Origin of the sequence: Halomonas caseinilytica (genome assembly GCF_001662285.1) — a bacterium.
GTDB classification, from domain to species: Bacteria; Pseudomonadota; Gammaproteobacteria; order Pseudomonadales; family Halomonadaceae; genus Halomonas; species Halomonas caseinilytica.
This window is the reverse complement of the sequence record NZ_BDEO01000004.1, coordinates 40128-62226: the sequence shown is the minus strand read 5'-3', so window position 1 is coordinate 62226 and position 22099 is coordinate 40128. Positions and strand designations below refer to the sequence as shown.

The following is a 22099-nucleotide window of genomic DNA, read 5'->3' as shown; positions in this document are numbered from 1 at the left end:
ATGGCAGATCTCGCGTGGTACCAGTATGCGCTCATCGGCTTGATCTTCGCCTGGAGCGGCTTCGTCAGGACGAGTCTGGGCTTCGGTGGCGCAGTGCTGGCCTTGCCCTTTCTGCTGCTGGTCCTCGATGAGCCGCTGGTCTTCCTGCCGATCGTCGCCATCCATCTGTTGATCTTCTCGAGCTGGATCGCTTGGCGCGGCCATCGCCAGGCTCGCAACTCCGAGGCCGGACAAGGGAACGATGGCGGCAACATCGATTGGGCCTACCTGTTCCGGGCACTGAAGATCATGATCGTGCCGAAGCTGATCGGCGTGGTGGGTCTCCTGACCCTGCCGGGCCACATCATGTCGATCATCATCTTCGCGATCGTGCTCGTCTACGGCACGAGCTACCTGCTGAACAAGCCGTTTCGCAGCCAGGGCAAGGTGGTCGATTGCACCTTGCTGGGACTGGGCGGCTATGTCAGCGGCACCTCGCTGATCGGCGCGCCCTTGATCGTCTCGGTGTTCGCCAGCCATGTGGCGAAGCACCAGCTGCGCGATACCCTGTTCGTGCTGTGGTTCATCCTGGTGGCGATCAAGATGGTCTCGTTCCTCATCGCCGGCGTGGACCTGCAACTGATCCACCAGCTCTGGTTGCTGCCCTGTGCGCTGGTCGGCCATCTGCTCGGCGAACGCGCCCACCGCTACATGCTGTCCGCCGGCAGCGGCGTTTTCTTCCGTGTGCTCGGTGCGGTGCTGATCCTGGTCAGCGTGCTCGGGCTGATCGTCGGGTCCGGCTGAGGGAATCTCCTCAGCCACGCGTCGCCAGGGCACGGCGACATTCCTCGCGGTAGGCATCGAGTTGCCTCGCGGGATCGGCCGGAAGTCGCCCCAGCTCGGCGGCCAGCTCGAAGAAGCCCGTCGCCGGCAGCCCCTCGCCTCGCTGACTGACGACCAGAGCGGCAATCATGGGACGCCCCTGCTGAGCGTCCTCGCGCATCAGCGCTTCCAGGGCCGTCGTCACGCGCTGGATGGTGCGCGGTGGCGTCAACCCGAGCGCCTCGGCCAGCTGGCGATAGGTCATCGGCAAGGCCGTGTCGGGCACCGTTTCCAGCACCCGCCGCGCCTGATCGGCAAGGGCCTGCTCGCCACTCCCGGAGGTGCCCCCGTCGCTCATGACAGCGCCTCGGCGATCTCGCGCTCGCCGTCGAGCAGGTCGAATTCACGGTCAGCCAGCGTGCGCGCCTGGACCAGATGCAACAGCGCGTGCGCCACATTGGCCCGGGAGACGGTATTCTCACCACCGGTTTCCTCGAGCGAGGTGGCGACCTTGCGGGTGGCGGCCTCATCGGTCAGCCGGCCGGGCTTGAGGATGACATGCGGCACACGAGCATGGCGAAGGTGCGCATCGGCGGCAAACTTGGCCGCCGTGTAGGGACGCAACTTCTCGGGGGCAGTCAACGGATCCTCGGCACGCATGGCGCTGACCATCAGATAGCGCGACAGTCCCAGCTCACTCGCCAGGTCGGCGGCTCGAATCGCGCCATGAAGATCGATCATCAACGTCTTGTCAGGCCCCGTATGCGGCCCGGACCCTGCCGTGAAGAGCACCTGGTCGCAGCCTTCGAAGGCATGGCGCAGCTCGCCTTCCAGATCGGCCACCACGGTGTCGATGCCACGCTCCTCGAACCAGGCGCGCTGTTCTTCGCTTCTCACCATCGCCTTGATGGGCTCGCCCGCCGCTTTGGCCAGCTCGCAGAACTGGCGCCCGATCTGTCCGTTGGCGCCGATCACCAGTGTCGTCATGCTGCCTCCTCGCGTGGGTGTGTCTCCCTTGCATGTGGGCCGGCCCCGAGAGATTCAAGGTCGTGCCGACGCGAGTGCAGCAACCACAGCCGTTCAGCGTTGCTGCAAGGCTCTTGTCACGAGCTTTCCGACCTCGGCGATGGCAGCGTTGCGCTGGTCCATGTCGCCTTCGAACTCGGTGAGGTAGGCGCTGATGATCACCGGTTCGCCGTCCGACGGCCAGGCCACCGCCACGTTGTTCGTCGAGCCATGTTCACCACTGCCGGTCCGGTCGCCGATCCGCCAGTCATCGGGTAGGCCGGCGCGCAGGCGAGCATCGCCCGTCCGGTTGCCGAGGAACCAGTCGGTGAGTCGCTCTCGGGACTCTTTCGAGAGTCGATCGCCGAGGAACAGCACCTGCAGGTCGGCCGCCATCGCCGCCGGCGTGGTGGTGTCGCGCGGATCGCCGGGAGTGGCCTCGTTGAGCTTGGTTTCCCAGCGGTCGAGGCGCGTCATGTCATCACCCAGCGAGCGTGCGAAATCGGTCACCGCACTGGGGCCACCGATCGCCTTCAGCACCATGTTGGCTGCGCTGTTGTCGCTGTAGCCCATGGCAGCTTCGCAGAGCGAATCCAGCGTCATGCCGGGTTCCCCGACATGTTCCTGGGTGACCGGCGAATAGGTCACCAGATCATCCTTCTCGTAGATCACGCGGCGCTGCAGTTCTTCCTGGCCGGCATCCACGCGATCCAGCAAGGCGGCGCAGGCCAGGACCTTGAAGGTACTGGCCATGGGGAAACGTTCGTCCTCGCGATGGCCCCAATGCCGGCCACTGCCGGTATCGGTCACCGTGACGCCAAGACGACCATCAAGCCGCTGCTCCAGCGATGCCAGCTCGGCCTCCAGGCCAGCGCTCTCGGCATCGGCCAGGGTGATCATCGGGGTTAGCATGGCTCCCGCCACGGCCAGGGAACCAAGCAGGGCAGTGAACCCACGACGGGTCAGGGATAACGACACGACATTCTCCTTACATGTGAGGAAACACTTCGATCAAGCGGCAAACAGGCCAGGTTAAACGCTGCTCGGCCAGATATCCGATTCCTTCACGACATCATCGAAGATCAAGCCTATATAGCGGCCATTCGCACCACAAACCATGATATTTTGCCTCACACATAAGTTGAGTTAGGGCTTGTCATGGCCAGACCCCACCTTCCCCTCAATGCCCTGCGTGCCTTCGAGGCCGCCGCGCGACATGCCAGTTTCACTCAGGCAGCCAACGAACTGAACGTCACCCAGGCGGCCGTCAGCCATCAGGTCAAGCTGCTTGAGAACCGGCTCGACGTGGCGCTGTTCAAGCGTCTGCCCAGGGGCCTGCTGATCACGCCGGAAGGCGAGGCGCTGCTGCCCATCATGCAGGATTCCTTCGATCGCATGGCCGAGATGCTGGAACGCCTGGAGACGGGGCGGGTCCGCGACATCCTGATGGTCGGCGCGGTGGGAACCTTCGCCGTGGGCTGGCTGTTGCCCCGCCTGCCGGACTTTCAAGCGCGTCATCCACTCATCGAGATACGCCTGTCGACCCACAACAATCGAGCCGACATCGCCGCCGAAGGGCTGGATTATGCAGTACGCTTCGGCGATGGAGGCTGGCACGGCACCGAGGCGATACCGCTGTTCGAGGCGCCGCTTTCCCCGCTGTGCATTCCGCGCATCGCCGCCACCCTGCGCGAGCCGGCCGACCTGACACAGCATCCCCTGCTGCGCTCCTACCGCGAACACGAATGGGCGAGCTGGTTCGAAGCCGCCGGCGTGCATGCCACACCACCTCTCGCCCAGGGCATCGTCTTCGATTCCTCGCTGGCAATGATGGACGCCGCCCTGCAGGGGGCCGGAGTGGCGCTCTGCCCGCCCCGGATGTTCACTCGACAACTGGCCAGCGGCGCCATCCGCCAGCCCTTCGACCTGCACACTTCCATGGGCAGCTACTGGCTGACGCGCTTGAAGTCCCGCCCCGTCACACCGGCTATGCACGCCTTCGAGGACTGGCTGGGCAAGGCCATCGCCGCGGATACCACCCCGGCATTTCCCTGAATACCGGCCATTGCCGTAAGATACCGCCCTTGTCATGACAGGAGCACGCCCGTGAACCCCGAGGACCTGGAACGACTGGTGACCCTGCGGATGCCCTTCGGCAAGTACGAAGGGACCCTGATCGCCGACCTGCCTGGCCCCTACCTCAACTGGTTCGCCCGAGAGGGCTTTCCAGGCGGCGAGATCGGCCGGCTGCTGCACCTGATGCATGAAATCGACCATAACGGTCTGGGCGGGTTGCTCGCCCCACTGCGACGCACGTCGCAGGCGTGATCCCGGACCCGGGGAGCCTATGCTGCGTATTTCCAACACCGTGGAACTGAACGACCGGGAAATCGAGATCACCCAGATTCGCGCCCAGGGCGCGGGTGGGCAGAACGTCAACAAGGTCGCCTCGGCGGTGCACCTGCGCTTCGACATCCCCGGTTCGAGCCTGCCGCCCTTCTACAAGGAACGCCTGATGGCGCTGTCGGATCGGCGTATCAGCAAGGAAGGGGTCATCATCATCAAGGCCCAGAATCACCGCACTCTGGAGCTTAACAAGGAAGACGCCCTGGAACGACTTCGCGAACTGATCCAGGGCGCCGTGCGGCCGCGCAAGACCCGCAAGGCGACCCAGCCGACCCGGGGCTCCCAGCGCCGCCGGGTCGACAAGAAGGTACAGAAGGGCAAGACCAAGGCCCTGCGCGGCAAGGTCAAGCCCTGACCGGACATGTCCATCCGGATCCGCAGGGTGCCGTCATGCATGGTCACCGTACTCGTCGTGACGGCGCCACCAGATCCCTCCCGACTCGTTGCGTCCCTTGGGAGCTCGATCGAGCCATTGATAGGCGCCCCACAAGCCATCCAGTCCACGCGAATACGCGGAATAGCAATGGTAGACGACGCCATCCTCCAGGACGAAGGTGCTCATTCCCGGCCGGTCGCGCTGGTAGGTGGGTGAATCGGTGCCGCACATGGCCGCGAACTGCGCTTCCGGTGCCTCGCCACCGCCTTCTTTCCCCTCCCGCCATGCGAAGGCAGGCTCGCGCTGATAGTTGTACTCGATGTCGCCGTCACGCTGTTGCTGCTCGGTGAACCAGACATTGAAATCGAAGTTGAAGTCGCCATCGGGCGACGACGCCCAGGGAAAGGACCAGCCCATGCGCTGCTTGTAAGCTTGCAGGACCGCCAGCGGTGCTCGTGATACTGCCATCAGGGTGACGTCATGATGGGCCAGATGGGTCGTGAAGCCGTTGAAACCATCCGCGATCATCGAACAGGACGGGCAACCCGCCTTGTAGTCCGGCCCGAACATGAAATGATAGACGATCAGCTGCGAGCGCCCCTGGAAGAGATCCTTGAGCGAGGCCTCTCCTTTCTCGGTGTCGAATCGATACGACTTGTCGATCCGTACCCATGGCAGCGACTGCCGCCACTGCGCCAATTCATCACTGCGCCGGGTCAGCGCTTTCTCCGCCTGGAGCAGTTCGAGCCGCTCCCTCAGCCATTCTTCGCGTGTCCCGGTTCGATGTCCCGTCATCTCGGCATTCTCCTTTCGAATCGTGCATGATCGCTCGTGTCATCTCTCGGGCCTGTCGATACCGACCCATGAGATATAGTTAGTACATGCACGGCGCGTCCGGGAGTAACAATGATGGCGACATTTCCATGGATGCCCTGATCGCGGCTGCGGGGCGCGCGCTCGCGCAGGGCGACCCGCTCGGCGCACTGAACCGGATTGCCCTGCGCGAGGATGCGCCAGCCCTCGCCCTGAGGGGCATCGCCATGGCGCGGCTCGGCGATCTCGCGCTGGCCCGGGAACGGCTGCGCGATGCCGCGCGAGCGTTTGGCTCGAAGGACACGGTGGCGCGTGCGCGATGCATCATCGCCGAGGCCGAGATTGCGCTCGTCTCGCGTGACCTCGGCTGGCCCGCCAGGGCGCTCGAGGATGCCCACGCGACCCTCGCGTCACACGGCGATCTCGTGAATGCCTCCCATGCTCGTCACCTCGAGGCCCGCCATCTGTTGCTGCTCGGTCGCCTCGACGCGGCCGACGAACGCCTCTCGGGCATCGATCCCGCCGCCTTGCCACCGGCCTTGCGAGCCGCCCATGAACTCGTGGTAGCGGGCATCGCGACGCGACGACTCAAGACCGGCCGAGTCCATTCCGCACTCGCCAGAGCCGGGCACGCCGCTCGCGCCGCCGGCATTCCAGCCCTGCTGGCGGAGATCGAAACCGCCACCCATGTGCTGCACACCACCGCGGCGCGCCGAATGACATGCGACGGCGAGCGCCCCCTGCTGCTCGCGGATGTCGAGGCTCTCCTGGCCTCCCGTGCCTTGGTGGTGGATGGGTGCCGCCATGTCGTGCGCCACACCGACACCCTGGTCGCGCTGACCCGACGGCCAGTATTGTTCGCGCTCGTGCGCGCCCTGGGCGAAGCGTGGCCCGACGATGTACCGCGGGAGATCCTCATCAAGCACGCCTTCCAAACGCGCTACATCGACGAGACGCATCGTGCGCGGCTACGGGTCGAGATCGGCCGACTGCGCACGGCGCTGCGCCCGCTGGCCACGGTGAACGCGACACGCCGAGGCTTTGCGCTCGCGCCACACGATGCCCGCGATGTCGTCGTGCTGGTGCCACCCGACGATACGCCGCATGCCGATGTGCTGGCCTTGCTCGCCGACGGCGAAGCCTGGTCGAGCTCGGCCCTGGCACTCGCTCTCGGGGTCAGCCAGCGCACCGTACAACGCTCGCTCGATGCGCTGGCAGCGATGGGCAAGGCGCAGGCCCATGGCCGTGGGCGGACGTGTCGCTGGATAACAGCCACCATCCCCGGGTTCACGACAACCTTGTTACTCCCTGGTCCACTGCCGAGCGGCTAGCCTTGGTCAGGTAATCGACAACCAAGGAGAAGACGATGCAACGACATTCAGCCGACGTGATCCGCGAGTACGGCCCGTTTCCCGGCATCGAGTGCGTGCATGGCGTGACATTCGACGGCCGCTCCATCTGGCTGGCGACCGGCGAGACGCTGACCACCCTCGATCCGGAAAGCGGCAGGACAGGGCGCTCGGTGGATGCTGCGGCAACCGCCGGAACGGCCTTCGATGGCCAGCACCTGTACCAGATCGCCGGCAAGCGCATCCAGCGCATCGATCCAGAGACGGGAGATGTGCTCGCGACGATCCCCTCGCCCAGCGAAGACGATGACTCGGGGTTGGCCTGGGCCGAAGGAACACTCTGGGTAGGACAGTATGAAGGACGCAAGATCCTTCAGGTCGATCCTTGGACCGGCGACGTGCTGCGCACCCTCGAATCCGACCGCATGGTCACCGGCGTCACCTGGGTGGACGGCGAGCTCTGGCACGGCACCTGGGAAAGCGGCGAGAGCGATGTGAGACGGGTCGACCCGCACACCGGGGAGGTTCATCAACGCCTCGAACTGCCGACCGACACGGGTGTTTCGGGGCTCGAATCCGACGGGGCCGATCGGTTCTTCTGCGGCGGTGGCCCCAGCGGTCGACTCAGGGCCATCCGCCGCCCGACGCGCCATGCCTGACGCCGCCGCCCGTCACTCGGGCAGGATGGCTCCGAAGCCACCCTGCCCCGACACGTCGCTCCACCGCGCCTTCGGCCGAAAGGCACGGCACAGGTGTCCTTCAGCCGACGACAACCAGCCTTGGCCATATCGACAACCATGCCTTGCGACGCGAACGCTCCCGAAATGCCGCCCGGTTGCGGCATCTCGGGTTGTAGGTCACCTTGCCCTCCAGCAACGACGCCAGACCGAAGGGAGCCACCATCGACATATCCCCCTCCCGGCCAAGCTGGACACCCACGGCCGTTTCCCGCTCGACCCAATACGTCATGGCATCGCACGTCGAGCGATAGGGGGCATCGCCATTGCGTTCATGCATCCTGGCCTGATTCTTGACCGACCAGGGCAGATTCGACACGGCACTTAGATACGTCTCCAGCTCACGATCCCGCGCCGCCGAGTCATCCCGGCTATCGAAGTACACCAGATCGATGTCATCAAGCGGCGTCGGATGCGTGTATCCGTGGAGACGATCCCACACCAGGTTGCGCACGAACCCCGCGGCCAAACACCAGTCAGCCAGATGCAGTCGTTCGGCGAGTGCCAGTGCTTCGAGACGAGCGGGATCGGCACGCAACCAGGCAAAAACGCGGTTTTCCAGATCATGGCACATGACAGGAGGGTCTCTGACAGGAGCTATCCGACAAGGGCTATCCAACCGGAGCGTTCATGTCTCGCCACTGTTCCCGGGACAGGCGGTACAGACGAACATCGCGTCCGTGGAAACGACTCGTGACGAATGCCCGGAACCCGACCTTCTCCGCCACGCGAATGGAGGCCAGATGCGCCGGCTCGATGACGGCCACCACCGTCTCCAGGCGCTGAACGTCGAAGGCATGCGCCATCACAGCTTGGGCCGCTTCGGGCGCCAGTCCACGATGCCAGAACCGTCTGGCCAGCCGATAACCGATCCCGACCTCCTCGACACCCGCCACCTCTTCCGGCACCAGGCCACAGAACCCCACGAACTCACCGCTCTCCCGCCCGATCAGTGCCATGGGCCCAAAGCCACGGATCGCGTGGCAATCCCGGCTCCAGTCGAGGAAACGACGGGTGGCCCGTCGGTCGCAGACGCCCCGGATGGAAAACCGCATCACCGCCGGATCACTCAGCATGGCCGCCAGGTCGGGCAGATCCTGCCTCGACAAGCGGCGGATGGTCAGCCTCTCGGTCTCGAACGAGTGGTCGCGGCTTCGCTTCATGGGCCTCGTTGCCTTTCGAACATGCTCGGTGGCCTGCCACCCGACAGCCTTCACCGGTCTGACAGCGCCAGTTGAACGCCCAGTCCCGCGAAGGCACCGGAGAAGCCACGCCGCAGCCAAGACTGCACCCTGGGCGATTCGACGACGCCCCGGCGGAAGGCATGCGCCAGGCAGCCGTAGCCGACGAAGACGACAAGCGTCATCACCATGAAGACGGCACTGAGTCCCAGCAGTTGCCACAGCCCGGGCGCCGCGCCGGGCACGACGAACTGCGGCAGAAACGCCATGAAGAAGATGGTCAGCTTGGGATTCAGGCTGTTGATCAGCATCGCCTTGAGGATGAGAGCAAACGCGCTGGATCGAGTGACGCTCTCGTCCAGCGAAAAGGCCGAACGATCCCGCCAGGTGGCATAAGCCAGATAGAGCAGATAGGCGACCCCGGCGAACTTCAGCACCTGGAAGGCGACCGCGCTGGTGTGCAGGATCGCCGCCAGGCCAAGCACCGTGGCCAGCAGATGGGGCACGATACCGATCGTGCACCCCAGGGCCGTGTAGAGGCTTGCGACACGCCCCTGAGTCAGCCCCGCCGTCACCGTGCACACCACGCCGGCGCCAGGCACCAGAACCACGATCAGGGACGTGACCAGAAACTCGATGGATACCATGTCGGACTGCCCTCAAAAGCTCGAATGACAATGGACGGACTTCGAGTCTAGGTCATTCTGGACAGATCGACGAACACGGCATACCCCTCAGGCAATCACTCCCCCGCCTGCTGACGGAACGTCCCTTCTTCGCGCAATCCGACCCGATTGCCATCGGGGTCGAAGAGGTTGATGGTCGCGCCCCAGGCGTTACGCTCGATGCTCGCCTCGATGCCCTGGGCACGCAGCGTCCCGAGGGCATCTTCCAGGTCCGCCACGTTGAACCGAAGCTTGGTGGCATTCTCGGCAATACACTTGCCTTCGGGACGCGCCACTCCGCCGGTTTCGACCATCAAGTAGGCACCACCAAACTCCAGGCAGGTCAGTCGGAAGTCACCTTCATGCTTCTCGAACATGACGGGCAGCGCGAGAACATCTCGATAAAAGGCCACGCATGCCTCATGGTTCTCGGTGTTGAGAATCACGCCGGTTCGCTGGAGTCGCATCGCTCATATCCTTGTCGTGAAGACTTTCGAACATCGCCTTCAGCATACCGTGAATCGTAGTGGGTGCTGATATGCTCCTTTGGCCATGTGCCCGTACTTGCCCCAACCCACCCGGTAGTTTTCCGCTCGCGCACCACTCCATCAATCCCACACGACGCTGAACGCTCGGGTCGAAGCGCTCGGCTCACTCCGCACGGACGATCACACGGTCGCGTGGCCAACGCACCTTCTTGAGACCGGCAAGCCAGTCGGTCTCCAGGTCGCGATAGCCGAGCGTCACCACCACGGCGCTGCGCAGCCCGCGTTCCGGCAGACCAAGGACCTCGTCCAGGGCCGCCGGATCGAAGCCCTCCATGGGGGTGGCATCGACACGTTCCATGGCGGCTGCTGTCAGCACCATGCCCATGGCCAGATAGGCCTGCCGTGCGGCCCATTGATGCCTCGCCTCCGGTGTCGACAGGCGAGCGACCGTCTCCGCGATGGTATGGCGATAGCTTTCGAGGGATGCCGGCTCGACCCCACGTTCCTCGGCAATCAGCGCCATCAATTGGTCGACCTCGGCGTTGCCGATGCTCTCCCAGGTGGCAAACACCAAAAGGTGAGAGCCCTCGACGACCTGGGGTTGATGGTACATCGCTGGCTGGCAGCGCTCTCGCAGCTCCGGCGTATCGACCACCACGATCGAGTAGGGCTGCAGGCCATAGGACGAGGGCGCCAGGTGGGCCGCGTCCAGGATGCGTTCGAGTGTGGCATCGGGTACGCGACGGCCGTTCATTCGTTTGGTGGCGTAGCGCCAGTTCAGGGCAGTATGCAACATCATCAGGACTCCTCGGGTTGATGGGGGGCCGGGCGCGTCGAGGATGGTACTGCTCGCCAGGACGCACGTTGGAAAACCAGGGTGCCGGCAATGACCAGGCCACCGGCGATGGCGAGATTGGGCGGCGCCGATTCCCCCAGAAAGAGTACGGCGATAGCCGTGCCCATGACGGCGGCGACGGTGCCGATCTGGCTCAGATACACCGGGCCGGCTAACCGTTGAAGGATGAAGAAGAACAGATACAGAACGGTGAAGATGGCCATCTCGACCATCAGCAGCCCCACTGCGGCGGATGAGTCGAACAGCTCCCCGATCTGGCCCGGTTCGGTGCCGAGTGCTATCGGCAGCAGACCGAGCGCCGCCCCTGCCAGCACCAACGCAGTGAGATAGGTGAGCGGCACGCCATCCGGCCAGCGCCGGGTCCGGTAGATGTTACCCAGCGCCAGCATCACAGGCAGCAGCAGGATCAACAGCGACCAGCCCAGTTGACCGCCGCCGGCCTCGGCCTTGGACAAGGCCAGCACGACACCGCCGGCCAGCCCCAGCAAGACGCCGATCAACCGGTCCCAGCGCAGCGACTCCATTCGCAGGAGCACCGCCAGCAACCAGGTCACCAGTATCGGGAAGGCAAAGCTCAGCGAGACGAACCCTGCGCCCACATGACGCACCGCCAGAAAGCCCAGTGCATTGGGCATGGCCAGCAGGAGCCCGGCGACCAGCGCGTACTCGATGATGCGGCGATCGAGACGCCAGTGCCCCCGTTTCGGCACCGAAAGCAGCAGCAGAGCGAGACTGGCGCCGACCATGGCCACCATCAGGAAGGTGAGGCGTGGCAGTTCCGCCGCATCGGCGAACTTGGCCACGCTCAGTGACAGGGCCAGCAACGTCCCTACCAGCAGCAGGCAGCCCAGGGCCTTGACGACGTCGGCCTTGTGTCCCGTGGGTACATTCGCCATTCTATGCTCCTCTATCTCGTTGTCGTGTATCACGATAAAAAGAATCTTAGTATCAAGATAAATGGATGGCAAGGACTATGGACAGAGTCAGTGTCGCGATCGATCAGTGGCGCCGGGAACGGCCCGAACTCGAGCTGCTGCCCATGGAGCTGACCGCCCGCCTGGGGGCCGTCAGCCGCCATATCACCCATGACTACCTGGAGCCCTTCTTCAGAGAGCGCGGCTTGCAACCAAGAGAATTCGATGTGCTGGCAACCCTGCGTCGCGCCGGAGAACCCTATGCCCTGACGCCGACCCAGCTGTTCAAGGTGCTGATGTTCTCTTCAGGAGGCATGACCAACCAGCTCGACCGCCTGGAGAAGGCCGGCTTGATCGCGCGTCGCCCCAACCCGGATGACCGCCGCAGCATGCTGGTCACCCTGACGGAAGAAGGGCTTGAGCTCGTGAACAGCACCGTCGCCTTGCATGTGGACAACGAGGCCCGAGCGCTCTCGCCGCTGAGCGATGAGGAGCAGCGCGCGCTGAACGCCCTGCTGGCCAAGTTGATGAGCGGCCTGGACGCCAACGGCTAATTGGCATGGTCACCGCCCGGATCGGACCGGACGGTGATGAGCGACAATATCGAGGTCACTCGAAAGTGTCGCAGACGGAAGCGAGCGTCGAAGGATCATGGGTTTCTACATGCGAGACATTCCCGCCATCCGCTTCTATGGGAATGCTCCACTGGTGATCGTTTTGCATCTCGTCGCAACGACCGACAGAGCCGCCGCCAAAGTTGGAATCGATCCAGTAGTGCACCTCGTAGTTTCCGCCCTCCTGGAGCGCCCTGGGAAACTCGAAGGTAAAGGCGGGCTCCGCACTGGCGGAGACCTCGCCGCTTTCCATGCCCAGGACCTCTCCGGAAGCGGTGTCGATCAACGCGGCCTGTATCGACTGGCCGCCGTGCGGCCCTCCGAAGCTAGCATCGCCTTGAAAGGTCAGGTCGCTGCCCTCTTCGGCCAAGGCGGAAAAGGTGGAAAAAGCGAACAGCGGCAACGCGAATAATGCCCGACGACCAAGCGATATTGTGGACATCTGCTATCCCTCCCGAAACTGGTAGGTGAACATTGCCCTTCGGGGCTTCCGTTCCAGCATAGTGCCCAGCCGTCGCCCTTGCTCGCCGCCTAGTCCCCGACGGCCTCCTCGAGCCGTTCGAGCTCGACGGTCATGTAGAGGATGTCGGGCCTATCGGTCCAGGCGTTAGCGGGAGGCCGTGTCTCGACAAAACCGAGCCGGCGATAGAGTCGTCGCGCGGGATTATCCGGGAAAACGAACAAGGAACAGGCCTCGGTGGCCAGGGCCTTGCCGCCTTCCCGGGCGAGCAGCTGGATGAGCCGCGCCCCCAGCCCCTCGCCACGCCGATCGCTCGCGACGGCCAACCGGGCCAGATGGCAATGCCCCCAGCGCGCATAGTATTGACCGAAGCCCAGTAATTCCCCCGACTCGCCCAGCAAGCCGCGCGAGGTTATCTCATCGAGCTGCAGGTCCTCGCGAAAGCTCCGCATCGTGAAGGGATAGCGAAACGCCGGCCCTCCCCAACGACGACAACTCCACGCATCCGGGAACCAGCTCGCGAGCGTCTCGAGGTGCGAGGCGTGCAGTGAAACCAGGTGTCGATGTCGCATGAGTGGTTGCTCCCCAGCCCCAGCGGCAGAATGCACGACTACAGCCAGCGCTTGCGCCTGAACAGGTAGAGCATGCCGGCCACCAGCGACAGCATGACGCCGATCACGATGAAGTAGCCATAACGGAACGACAGTTCGGGCATGTAGGCGAAGTTCATGCCATAGAGTCCCGCCAGGAAGCTCAGTGGCACGAAGATGGCCGTGATCACCGTGAGGATGCGCATGGTGCTGTTGAGCTGGTGCGACGTCAGGGAAAGATAGCCATCCACTAGATCACCGCAGATGTCGTAGTACATCTGGGTCAGGCTCAACAGGCGCTCGAAGCGTTCGTGCACGTCATTGATGGCGTGCAGGGTTTCCTCGTTGGTACGGGGCAGATGATCGTAGTCGTAACCGATCAGTTCCTGGGTGATACCGACATGGTAGTTGAAGATGCGCCGCATCTTCACCAGCCTCGAGCGATAGGCGATGACGCGACGCATGAGGGCATCGCTGCCGTCGTTGGTCAGGGCATCCTCGAGGTCGCTGAGTTGCGACTCGAATGCCAGCAGGCTCTCCAGGTAGAAGCCCGCCGAGGTATACATGATCCGCAATGCCACATACTCCGGCGACCGTCCCAACAGTCGCTGCCCTTCGCGCTCGAACAGCCGGTCCACACTCATCGCCCGCCCTGGATGCAGGCTGAGCAGGAATCGCTCGCCCAGCAGGAATGCCATCTGCTGCGGCACGTAATCGAGCTCGTCGTCGAAGGAGGAAATGCCGCGATAGAGGATCAGGGTATGATCGTCGAACTCTTCGATCTTCGGCGGGTGCCGGTCACGCTGGGCATCGTCGATGGCCATGGGATGGCAGCCGAATGCCTCGAGCAACTCATGCTCGCGCGCCGCGCTCTCGCCCTGCAGGTCGATCCAGATGCGACTGTCCGCCGCTTCACGCCAGTGCGCGATCAATTCTTCACCCCCCAGGCAGGCGTGACCATCGGCGTCCAGGAGCAGCGTTCGAATCATCGTCTTGTCATCCCTGAATGATAGGCTCCTCTACGATACGGCAAGCCATTCGGCCTTGCCTACATGGCCATGGCATTCATGCCCTCGATCACGGACGGACACGGCACCACCATGACGGCATCCTCCCGGCACGACCTCGCCGAAGTGTTTCGCGCCTTTCTGCTGCTGGGGCTGAGCGCCTTCGGTGGCCCTGTCGCCCATCTCGGGTACTTCCGCGCGGAATTCGTGACACGTCGCCGCTGGCTCGACGAGCACGCGTATGCCGATCTGGTCGCGCTGTGCCAGTTCCTGCCCGGCCCGGCCAGCAGCCAGGTGGGATTTGCGCTGGGCTTGATGCGCGCCGGGCCATTGGGAGGGCTCGCCGCCTGGACGGCCTTCACCCTGCCCTCGGCGCTGCTGCTGATGGTGTTCGCATTGGGGGCCGGCAGCCTGGAGGGCCCCTTGGGCACCGGGCTGCTGCAGGGATTGAAGGTGGTCGCAGTGGCCATCGTGGCCCACGCGGTCTGGGGCATGGCACGCACGCTGTGTCCCGACAGGCGACGCGCCGGCATCGCCATCGCCACCACCCTGCTGGTCACCGGCCTGGGGGGCACAGCCGGCCAGGTTGTCGCCATCCTCCTGGGAGGACTGGCCGGCCTGGTACTCTGCCGGGACCTCGACGAGGCCCGCGCCCCTGCCCCGGACATCGCCCTCTCCCGTCGCGCCGGCCTCGTCTGCCTGGGGCTGTTCGCCGTGCTGCTGCTGGGCCTGCCACTGCTGGCCTCGGTCGGTCCCGGGATCGCACTGGTCGATGCGTTCTATCGCGCGGGCGCCCTGGTCTTCGGCGGCGGTCATGTGGTGCTGCCACTGCTCGAGGCCGCGGTTGTCCAGCCCGGCTGGGTGAGCGCCGATGATTTTCTGGCCGGCTATGGGGCGGCCCAGGCGGTTCCCGGGCCGCTTTTCACCTTTTCCGCCTATCTGGGAATGGCCGCCGATACGCTGCCCAGTGGCATCGTCGGCGCGGCGCTGGCCCTGGTGGCCATCTTCCTGCCAGGCATATTGCTGTTGCTGGCCGCGCTGCCATTCTGGAACAGGCTGCGCGAACGCCGAGGCATCCAGTCGCTGATGCGCGGCGCCAACGCCGCGGTGGTGGGATTGCTGGTGGCAACGCTCTATCAGCCGGTGTGGACCAGCGCGATTCTCGGACCGCACGAATTCGCCCTTGCCCTGGTGGGCTTCAGCCTGTTGGCGATCTGGCGGCAACCCGCCTGGCTGGCGGTCCTGGTATGCGGCCTGGGCGGCGTGCTGCTGAGCCTGCCCTCGACGGGATGAGGGCTACGAGACCTCAGCGTCGTGGGCCGCCTTCAACCGATAGAACTCGTCGACGATCTCGTCCATGGCCGACGCGTCATAGTCACAGAGCCCACTGACCACCAGCTTCTTGGCGCCACTGCCGATCTCCTCGCCGCCGGCGACGATACGAAAGTCCAGCATCACATCGCCGCGCTTGCCGACCACGTCGAGGGACGAATCGAGCAGCTCCAGCCCCGGCTCGACGCCATCCAGGCGCGTGAGCGAGAAGCCCATGCTGTCATAGATCACCAGCGGGCGACGCGGGTTGAACATCACCCGGCGGTCTTCCATCAGCGGCTTGAGGTAATGGGGGAAGTTCTTGCCGGAAAAGGCCACATAGCAACGCGTGAAGGCCTCTACCACGGATTCGTCATGCGTGACCTCGCCGTCGCGGCACACTTCGAGATAGCACTTTCCGGCATCGTCCAGCACCCGGATCAGTCCATCGTCATCCTCGACGAAGGTCAGCGGCACGCTGTCGCCGACCATGCTGAGGAAGCGGAAGGTCATGTTCTGGGAGAGTCCGAACCGCGCCAGCACCAATGCGAACAACAGGTCCCCCGGGACGCAGAAGCGTCGCGCGTCGGGATTGTGGATCGGGTTGAAGTCACCGGCCACGCGCTTGGCGAAGCGACTCGCCTGCTCGGCGGTAATGTGGATGCGCGAGCCTGTGCGCGAGTGGTAATCGTCGAGAAACATGCGTCGAAGTCTGCCTGTGTCATTGGCGTTACGAAACTCTCCCGGCATTCCGGCCGGAGCCGCAGATGATGCCATAAAATTCGCGCCGAGGGGCGGGATAAGCGGCGATACCCCACACACCGACTCATGGCGATAGCAGCACTCCCCCTACCAAAGGGGCAGGCCAGCAGACCAATTGTCGTCGTGCAAAATGGTAAAATTTGCCAGTTTTCGCGTCTTTTCCCCATCTTACAACTCAGGATAACAATGATGTTGCAACGCTTTTGCCGCCCCGCCGGAGGATGCCGGCGCCACCGTCTCCCCGATCGCCTCGCGCTTTTGTCCTGCCTGCCTCTTCTGTTCCTTCTGGCCAGCCCCGCCCTCGCCGCATCCGGCGGCCTCGACCTGACCACCTCCTTCGTCGGTTTTCTCGCCGTGGCCATCTTCGTGCTGGCCTATGCCCTGGTCATGGCCGAGGAAAAGCTGCACATGCGCAAGTCGAAGCCCGTGCTTGTCGCCGCCGGCATCATCTGGGGGTTGATCGGCTGGGTCTACGTCAAGGCCGGCATGCCCAGCGAGTCCGAGCACGCCTTTCGCGAGACATTGCTCGAGTTCAGCGAGCTGATGCTCTTCCTGCTGGTCGCCATGACCTACATCAACGCCATGGAGGAGCGCAACGTCTTCGATGCGCTGCGCTCCTGGATGGTCCGCAAGGGCTTCAGCTACCGCATGCTGTTCTGGCTCACCGGTATCCTGGCCTTCGTCATCTCGCCCATTGCCGACAACCTGACCACGGCCCTGCTGATGTGCGCGGTGGTCACCAAGGTCGCCGAGGGCGACAAGCGCTTCATCAACCTGGCCTGCGTCAACATCGTGGTGGCCGCCAACGCCGGCGGCGCCTTCAGCCCCTTCGGCGATATCACCACCCTGATGGTCTGGCAGGCTGGCATCGTCCATTTTCAGGAATTCTTCGCGCTGCTGGTTCCCTCGCTGGTCAATTTCCTGATTCCCGCCGTGGTGATGAGCGCCTTCATCCAGAACCGCAAGCCTGCCGGCCTCGAGGACGACGTCTGGCTCAAGCGTGGCGCGCGACGCATCATCGTGCTGTTCTTTCTCACCGTGGCAACTGCCGTGGCCTGCCATACCCTGCTGCATCTGCCGCCGGTGCTGGGCATGATGACCGGTCTGGGCTACCTGCAGTTCTTCGGCTATTACCTGCGCCAGAGCCTGCCGCGCTCACTGGAGCGCAAGCGTACCCGCTACACGCAGCGCGGCGACTGGAAGAAGCTGGAGCAGCTGGGCAGCGTGGTGCCCTTCGACGTCTTCAACCGCGTGGCCCGGGCCGAGTGGGATACCCTGCTGTTCTTCTATGGCGTCGTGATGTGCGTCGGCGGCCTGGGCTTCATGGGTTATCTGGGCCTGCTGTCCGACATGCTCTACACCCAGTGGCACGCCACCTGGGCCAATATCGCCCTGGGCGTGGTCTCAGCGGTGGTCGACAACATCCCGGTGATGTTCGCCGTGCTGACCATGGAGCCCGATATGTCGCATGGTCACTGGCTGCTGATCACCCTGACCGCCGGAGTCGGCGGCAGCCTGCTGTCGGTGGGGTCTGCCGCCGGCGTGGCGCTGATGGGTCAGGCGCGAGGCAACTACACCTTCATGGGCCACCTGCGCTGGACCCCGGTCATCGCCCTGGGCTACATCGCCAGCGTGGCGACTCACCTATGGCTCAATGGGCATAGCTTCGCCCTGCATGGCTAGCCCCTGCCCCTGAGCCACCTCTCACGCCGGCGGTTCAGGGGGATGCGCCCAAATCTGGCCCGGGATACAGACGGTCGGGCCAGTCCAGCAGCATGATGGCCAGGACGTTGCGGTGCTCGCCGTACGCCGGGTCGAGGCCCCCGTCCTCGGCCGGCACCATGCGGGCTTCAGCGTCGTAGGCCGCCAGCAGGGCATCGCGCAGTCGGCCCACCGCAGGATCCCGCTCACGCCCCGCGAGCAGAAAGCTGATCCCGACTTCGGTATAGATGTCCTCCTTGGTCTCGACCAGGATCCGCTCCAGGTGGCCGGCAAAGTAGTCCAGTATCCAGTCGAACTCATCGGGCGGCACAGGCCATTGGTAATAGCCGCTGGCGGCGATCACGAAATGGGTCATGCCGTAGATCTTGTTGCGATAGGAGGCACGCGACAGCGACGCGTCCCGTTCGGGCGGGTAGTGCCGGCGGAATGCCTCGATCGATGCCTCGCGTAGATCGGCCACCTCCAGCTCGTGGAGGTAATACGCCAGATTGGCTACCTGGGCGGCATAGACCTCCATCACCTCGGGGTCAGTGACGAAAGCGCGAAAATCGATACCCTCCAGGTAGCGCAACGCCCGGCGATATCCCGGCAGGTCGGTCTCGTTGAGCAGGCCGAGGTAGCTGGCCTGGGTCATCCGAAAGGCCAGTCCCTTGGCATAGGCAATCTCGCGCCAGTCGGCGAGCATGCGCTTGCGGCGCCGCTGCTTGTCGGTGCGCTCCGGATAGTCGGTCACCGCCGCCTCGGCACGCGCCGCGATGATCTCCGGTCGAGCCAGGCCGGGGAGCTCCTCTTTCAACTCGTCGAGAAGCCGGTCGGCATAGTCGCGATTGGGCGGCAGGTAACGCGCCTCGCCGGTCAGGCGGTAGAGGCGCTGGGCGTAATGCCGACGATCGTCCGCCGGCAGGTCGGGCAGGATTCGCTCATAATGCTGGCGTATCTCATCGGCCACCGCGATATAACGCGCTTCGTCGCGTTGTTCATCGAGGGCGCAACCGGCCAGCCACAGGCACAGCACCAGCCACCAGGCCCGAGACAGACAGCGCAGCACGGGCGGGAGGGGCATCGTGTTCATGAGCGCTCCTTGCGGCGTCGCGTCCGCTCGGGAGGAATCAGCTTGACGCGTGCCTTGGGACGCTTCGGTGGTGCCGGCGCCTCTCCGGCCTGCGGCTGACCTGCCGGTCGCTCCACTATCACCCAAGCGAAGACCGGCAACGCCAGGCGCCAGCGAATCGCCGCCAGGCGCAGCCCCAGCGTCGTCATCAGGGAGCCGCAGATGGCAACGAACAAGGAGGCATTCAGCGCCTCCAGAGTCACGAAGATCACGCCACCGGCGATCGAGGCCGTCGCGTAGATCTCCTGTCGCAGCACCATCGGCACGCGTCGCGCCAGCACATCGCGCATCATGCCGCCCGCCACCCCGGTCAGCAGCCCCATCAGCACCGCGACCACACCCGGCGCATCCAGCAGCATCGCCTTGTAGGCGCCGATCACGGTGAACAGCGCCAGGCCGAAGGCATCCGCCACCGGCAGGAAGACACGCGACAGACGATGAATGTAATGGAACCCGAGGATGGAAAGGCCCACGGTCGCCAGGATGACCCACAGATATGCCGGATCGTCGACCCAGAACACCGGGCGCACGCCAAGCACCAGATCGCGCAGGGTGCCGCCGCCGATCCCGGTCATGGCGGCGAGCACCAGCATGCCGAAGGGATCCATCCGCGAACGACAGGCCAGGATCACGCCCGACAGCGCGAAGACGATCACGCCCATCATGTCCAGCCAGTAGATCACGCCCGCCACTTGCATCCTCCGCTGTCCCATTGTCGCCAGCATAGCAGGCCCGACGTTCGCCACTGCCAACGCCCCGCTCGGCTCCACGAGCAGGTTCCTTGCCCCCGAAGGCTCATCGGAGATCGCCGTTATCGAGAGGCGAAACGCGCCAATTGCATCTCCCGCAGCCGGCTCAGGGTACGGCGAAAGGGAAAGGCCAGGTGTCCGGCCGGATAGAGCGCCTCCATGGGCACCCGGGCCTCGACATGCAGAGGAACGCCACGGTCGTAGCATTCATCGACCAGAGCGATGAATCGACGCACGCCATCATCATGCCGGGAGAGTGCCGGCAGCTCGCGGTCGCCGGTCTCGACCCTGGCGCCGGCGTCCTCGGTGCCCCGCGCGATCCGCGAGGCAACGGGAGTGCCGACGAGACAAGGCACCTCGCCGAGCAGGACATGGCGAAACCGATCGCACAAGGCGATGAAGTCCAGAGCCGCCAGCGGCCGTTCGCAGAGGGCCGCATAGCGGCACCACAGGACCGACTCGCTGCGCGCCTCCACCTCGATCGGCAGGTGTGCCAGGGTGAACGGCTCGGCAGACGCCGCCCGCTCCCCGTTGAGTCGTGCAAAGACCGCCGGCAGTACACTGGCTTGGCCTGCGCCGCGCACCCAGTAGCGCTGCTCGACCGCCCCCGGGTGACACCGGTGGTCCTGGTCGCCGGCCAGGTGCACCACCCGGGTGCTACGCTCGATGGCCTCGATGGCCGGCAGAAAGCGCTCGCGGTTGAAGCCGTCGGCATAGAGCCCGGAAGGCGGCTGGTTGGACGTGGTTACCAGAGTCACACCCTGCTCGAACAGCTCGCCCAGCAGGCGGCCAAGCAGCATGGCATCGGCGATATCGGCGACGAAGAGCTCATCGAGACACAGCACGCGCGCCTCGGCACGCAACTCGGCGGCCAGGCAACGCAGCGGATCGGCGGTCCCGGTCAGCTGGAACTGGCGACGATGCACCCAGCGCATGAAATGATGGAAGTGCTGGCGTCTCGACGGCACCTCGAGGCCACGCTGAAAGGCGTCCATCAGCCAGGTCTTGCCGCGCCCCACCGTTCCCCATAGATAGACGCCCGGGACCTGATCGTCCCTGCGCGACAGGGCCCGATGGACATCCTCGAGCGCCTCGACGGCCTGCCACTGGGCATCATCCGCGACAAAACCATCCGCCAGGGCACGTCGATAGGCAACCAGGGGCGATGTCATGCGTCGGCGCCACGCCACTTCTGGATCAGAGTCACCACGACCAGCACCACGACGCCGGCCACCACACCGACCACGAGGTTGAGCAGCATCGGGCCGAGACCGTGCACGATGGCGTCCAGACCCGGCATGGCCAGCTCGACCTCGCTCATGTCCTGGCCCAGATGATGCAGGGCGGGAACGCCATGGCTCAGAATGCCGCCGCCGACCAGGAACATCGCCAGGGTACCGACCACCGACAGCAACTTCATGAGATAAGGGGCTCCCTTGACCAGGCCGCGCCCGACGACGGCCAGGGCGCCGCCACGCTCATCGAGGTAGAACCCCAGGTCATCCAGCTTGACGATGCCCGCGACCAGGCCATAGACACCGGCCGTCATCAACAGGCCAATGCCGATCAGCACGACGATCTGCTGGCCCAGGGCTGCCCCGGTGACCGTGCCCAGGGCGATGACGATGATCTCGGCGGAGAGGATGAAGTCGGTACGCACGGCCCCCTTGATCCTTTGGCGCTCGAAGGCCCGCATGTCGACATCGCCGGAAGCCAGCGCCTTGGCTCGCTCGGCGTGCTCCGCCTTGTCGTCCTCGCCATGCAGGAACTTGTGCGCCAGCTTCTCGGCGCCCTCGAAGCACAGGAAGGCACCGCCCAGCATCAGCAGCACCGTCACCAGCCAGGGCAGGAGCGCGCTGATCAGCAGCGCGGCAGGAATCAGAATCACCTTGTTGAGCAACGAGCCCTTGGCCACCGCCCAGACCACCGGCAACTCGCGAGCCGCCCTCACGCCGGTGACCTGCTCGGCATTGAGGGCCAGATCATCCCCCAGCAGGCCGGCGGTCTTCTTGGCCGCGACCTTGGTCATCACCGAGACATCGTCGAGGATGGTGGCGATGTCATCGATCAGTGTCAGTAGACTGGCTCCAGCCACGGGGACCTCCTGTCGTGATGGTGGACATGTGATCCCCAGCATAACCGCAGTCACTGCCGACGCCGAGCATGAATGGCCCGCCTGCAC

At 64.6% G+C, this 22099-nt stretch carries 27 protein-coding genes; 9 read left to right on the top strand and 18 right to left on the bottom strand.

All coding sequences use genetic code 11. From position 1 onward, the window contains the following. Window positions 1-783, top strand: a complete 783-nt coding sequence (locus HSDC_RS05525; RefSeq protein WP_064698946.1) for a TSUP family transporter — start codon at window positions 1-3, stop codon at window positions 781-783. Window positions 784-793: 10 nt separating this feature from the next. Here HSDC_RS05525 and HSDC_RS05520 read toward each other — a convergent pair whose 3' ends face one another. The 3 genes from HSDC_RS05520 to bla form a co-directional block, all read right to left on the bottom strand. Next, window positions 794-1159, bottom strand: a complete 366-nt coding sequence (locus HSDC_RS05520; RefSeq protein ID WP_064698945.1) for a hypothetical protein — start codon at window positions 1157-1159, stop codon at window positions 794-796. Further along, complete coding sequence (locus HSDC_RS05515) at window positions 1156-1788, bottom strand: NAD(P)H-binding protein (protein WP_064698944.1); 633 nt, start codon at window positions 1786-1788, stop codon at window positions 1156-1158. The genes HSDC_RS05520 and HSDC_RS05515 overlap by 4 nt, the downstream gene beginning before the upstream one ends. A gap of 93 nt (window positions 1789-1881) precedes the next feature. Further along, complete coding sequence (gene bla / locus HSDC_RS05510) at window positions 1882-2784, bottom strand: class A beta-lactamase (protein WP_211612807.1); 903 nt, start codon at window positions 2782-2784, stop codon at window positions 1882-1884. Window positions 2785-2964: 180 nt separating this feature from the next. On the opposite strand from bla, the gene HSDC_RS05505 reads away from it, so the two are divergent. Genes HSDC_RS05505 through arfB form a run of 3 tightly spaced genes read left to right on the top strand, consistent with a single transcriptional unit; the run spans window position 2965 to window position 4567 of the window. After that, window positions 2965-3861: a LysR family transcriptional regulator gene (locus HSDC_RS05505; RefSeq protein WP_064698943.1), complete on the top strand. Its 897-nt coding sequence runs from the start codon at window positions 2965-2967 to the stop codon at window positions 3859-3861. Window positions 3862-3912: 51 nt separating this feature from the next. Beyond that, window positions 3913-4134, top strand: a complete 222-nt coding sequence (locus tag HSDC_RS05500) for a DUF3820 family protein (protein WP_064698942.1) — start codon at window positions 3913-3915, stop codon at window positions 4132-4134. A 19-nt stretch (window positions 4135-4153) separates the two neighbouring features. Beyond that, a complete protein-coding gene (arfB, locus tag HSDC_RS05495) occupies window positions 4154-4567 on the top strand; it encodes an alternative ribosome rescue aminoacyl-tRNA hydrolase ArfB (RefSeq protein ID WP_064698941.1) in 414 nt (137 codons plus the stop codon). A 33-nt stretch (window positions 4568-4600) separates the two neighbouring features. Here arfB and HSDC_RS05490 read toward each other — a convergent pair whose 3' ends face one another. Beyond that, window positions 4601-5383, bottom strand: a complete 783-nt coding sequence (locus HSDC_RS05490) for a DUF899 domain-containing protein (protein WP_064698940.1) — start codon at window positions 5381-5383, stop codon at window positions 4601-4603. 128 nt (window positions 5384-5511) lie between these two features. Here HSDC_RS05490 and HSDC_RS05485 point away from each other — a divergent pair, with 128 nt between their 5' ends. Both HSDC_RS05485 and HSDC_RS05480 read left to right on the top strand, forming a co-directional pair. Further along, entirely contained in the window at window positions 5512-6732 is a 1221-nt protein-coding gene (locus HSDC_RS05485) for a winged helix-turn-helix domain-containing protein (RefSeq protein ID WP_064698972.1), read from the top strand. A gap of 35 nt (window positions 6733-6767) precedes the next feature. After that, window positions 6768-7409, top strand: a complete 642-nt coding sequence (locus HSDC_RS05480; RefSeq protein ID WP_064698939.1) for an NHL repeat-containing protein — start codon at window positions 6768-6770, stop codon at window positions 7407-7409. A gap of 100 nt (window positions 7410-7509) precedes the next feature. Here the strand turns inward: HSDC_RS05480 and HSDC_RS05475 are convergent, their stop codons facing one another. The 6 genes from HSDC_RS05475 to HSDC_RS05450 form a co-directional block, all read right to left on the bottom strand. Continuing rightward, window positions 7510-8061, bottom strand: a complete 552-nt coding sequence (locus HSDC_RS05475) for a nucleotidyltransferase family protein (RefSeq protein ID WP_064698938.1) — start codon at window positions 8059-8061, stop codon at window positions 7510-7512. 37 nt (window positions 8062-8098) lie between these two features. Then, window positions 8099-8650, bottom strand: a complete 552-nt coding sequence (locus HSDC_RS05470; RefSeq protein WP_064698937.1) for a GNAT family N-acetyltransferase — start codon at window positions 8648-8650, stop codon at window positions 8099-8101. Window positions 8651-8700: 50 nt separating this feature from the next. Next, window positions 8701-9315, bottom strand: a complete 615-nt coding sequence (locus tag HSDC_RS05465) for a LysE family translocator (RefSeq protein ID WP_064698936.1) — start codon at window positions 9313-9315, stop codon at window positions 8701-8703. A 95-nt stretch (window positions 9316-9410) separates the two neighbouring features. Further along, a complete protein-coding gene (locus tag HSDC_RS05460) occupies window positions 9411-9800 on the bottom strand; it encodes a VOC family protein (RefSeq protein ID WP_064698935.1) in 390 nt (129 codons plus the stop codon). Window positions 9801-9984: 184 nt separating this feature from the next. After that, a complete protein-coding gene (locus HSDC_RS05455) occupies window positions 9985-10620 on the bottom strand; it encodes an NAD(P)H-dependent oxidoreductase (protein ID WP_064698934.1) in 636 nt (211 codons plus the stop codon). After that, window positions 10620-11573 carry a DMT family transporter gene (locus HSDC_RS05450; protein ID WP_064698933.1) on the bottom strand — a complete coding sequence of 318 codons (954 nt, stop codon included), beginning with the start codon at window positions 11571-11573 and terminating at the stop codon, window positions 10620-10622. Before HSDC_RS05450 ends, HSDC_RS05455 begins: the two co-directional genes overlap by 1 nt. 77 nt (window positions 11574-11650) lie before the next feature. On the opposite strand from HSDC_RS05450, the gene HSDC_RS05445 reads away from it, so the two are divergent. After that, window positions 11651-12145 (top strand): MarR family winged helix-turn-helix transcriptional regulator, encoded by a 495-nt coding sequence (locus tag HSDC_RS05445; RefSeq protein ID WP_064698932.1) that lies wholly within the window; start codon window positions 11651-11653, stop codon window positions 12143-12145. Between the two features lie 55 nt (window positions 12146-12200). Here the strand turns inward: HSDC_RS05445 and HSDC_RS05440 are convergent, their stop codons facing one another. The 3 genes from HSDC_RS05440 to HSDC_RS05430 all read right to left on the bottom strand — a co-directional run bounded on the left by HSDC_RS05440 (window position 12201) and on the right by HSDC_RS05430 (window position 14244). Continuing rightward, window positions 12201-12608: a hypothetical protein gene (locus HSDC_RS05440; protein ID WP_244534476.1), complete on the bottom strand. Its 408-nt coding sequence runs from the start codon at window positions 12606-12608 to the stop codon at window positions 12201-12203. Between the two features lie 128 nt (window positions 12609-12736). Continuing rightward, window positions 12737-13237: a GNAT family N-acetyltransferase gene (locus HSDC_RS05435; RefSeq protein WP_064698930.1), complete on the bottom strand. Its 501-nt coding sequence runs from the start codon at window positions 13235-13237 to the stop codon at window positions 12737-12739. 38 nt (window positions 13238-13275) lie between these two features. After that, a complete protein-coding gene (locus tag HSDC_RS05430; protein ID WP_064698929.1) occupies window positions 13276-14244 on the bottom strand; it encodes a magnesium transporter CorA family protein in 969 nt (322 codons plus the stop codon). A 111-nt stretch (window positions 14245-14355) separates the two neighbouring features. On the opposite strand from HSDC_RS05430, the gene chrA reads away from it, so the two are divergent. Then, window positions 14356-15555 (top strand): chromate efflux transporter, encoded by a 1200-nt coding sequence (gene chrA, locus HSDC_RS05425; RefSeq protein WP_064698971.1) that lies wholly within the window; start codon window positions 14356-14358, stop codon window positions 15553-15555. Between the two features lie 3 nt (window positions 15556-15558). On the opposite strand, the gene HSDC_RS05420 is transcribed toward chrA, so the two are convergent. Continuing rightward, window positions 15559-16275 (bottom strand): DUF3581 family protein, encoded by a 717-nt coding sequence (locus tag HSDC_RS05420; RefSeq protein WP_064698928.1) that lies wholly within the window; start codon window positions 16273-16275, stop codon window positions 15559-15561. A 246-nt stretch (window positions 16276-16521) separates the two neighbouring features. On the opposite strand from HSDC_RS05420, the gene nhaD reads away from it, so the two are divergent. After that, window positions 16522-18018 carry a sodium:proton antiporter NhaD gene (nhaD, locus tag HSDC_RS05415; RefSeq protein ID WP_082919957.1) on the top strand — a complete coding sequence of 499 codons (1497 nt, stop codon included), beginning with the start codon at window positions 16522-16524 and terminating at the stop codon, window positions 18016-18018. A gap of 34 nt (window positions 18019-18052) precedes the next feature. Here the strand turns inward: nhaD and HSDC_RS05410 are convergent, their stop codons facing one another. The 4 genes from HSDC_RS05410 to HSDC_RS05395 form a co-directional block, all read right to left on the bottom strand. Further along, on the bottom strand, window positions 18053-19129 hold the full coding sequence (locus HSDC_RS05410; RefSeq protein WP_064698927.1) for a DUF3541 domain-containing protein: 1077 nt from the start codon (window positions 19127-19129) through the stop codon (window positions 18053-18055). After that, on the bottom strand, window positions 19126-19860 hold the full coding sequence (locus HSDC_RS05405) for a trimeric intracellular cation channel family protein (RefSeq protein ID WP_064698926.1): 735 nt from the start codon (window positions 19858-19860) through the stop codon (window positions 19126-19128). The genes HSDC_RS05410 and HSDC_RS05405 overlap by 4 nt, the downstream gene beginning before the upstream one ends. A gap of 119 nt (window positions 19861-19979) precedes the next feature. Further along, window positions 19980-21089: a cell division protein ZapE gene (gene zapE / locus HSDC_RS05400; protein WP_064698925.1), complete on the bottom strand. Its 1110-nt coding sequence runs from the start codon at window positions 21087-21089 to the stop codon at window positions 19980-19982. After that, a complete protein-coding gene (locus HSDC_RS05395; RefSeq protein WP_064698924.1) occupies window positions 21086-22012 on the bottom strand; it encodes a DUF808 domain-containing protein in 927 nt (308 codons plus the stop codon). Before HSDC_RS05395 ends, zapE begins: the two co-directional genes overlap by 4 nt. Window positions 22013-22099 lie beyond the last annotated feature (87 nt).